Here is a 353-nt window from a genome sequence, read left to right as displayed (position 1 = left end):
ATCGCTTTATCGCCGACCTCCTCAGCCAACGGGGCCGGGTGCTGGTGCAGGAAGTGGCCGCACTGTGCCGGATTTCGCTGGAGACCGCCCGCCGGGATCTGACGCTGCTGGAACGGCGCGGGATTTTGCAGCGCAGCCACGGCGGCGCGGTGTACATCGATTCCCCCAGCCCGGAGAAGCGTCCGTTACCGGGGCAGATTGAGCAGGGGGAGTCGTTCCGCCAGCGCAGCAACCAGGCGCCGGAGATGAAAACCCGCATCGCCAAACGGGCACTGGGGTTTATTGAGCCGGGCGATTGCCTGTTGCTCGACAGCAGCTCCACCAGCTGGTTTTTGGCGCGCCAGATCCCGGAC

1 protein-coding gene is annotated in these 353 nt (G+C 65.7%); it reads left to right on the top strand.

Annotation, left to right across the window (positions count from 1 at the left end; genetic code table 11):
• Positions 1-353 (top strand): DeoR family transcriptional regulator (locus CYR32_RS21290; protein ID WP_146000755.1); only part of this gene is annotated, 353 nt, incomplete at both ends.

It is taken from the genome of Chimaeribacter coloradensis (assembly GCF_002858715.1).
GTDB lineage: Bacteria > Pseudomonadota > Gammaproteobacteria > Enterobacterales > Enterobacteriaceae > Chimaeribacter > Chimaeribacter coloradensis.
This window is presented reverse-complemented; position numbering and strand designations above follow the sequence as displayed.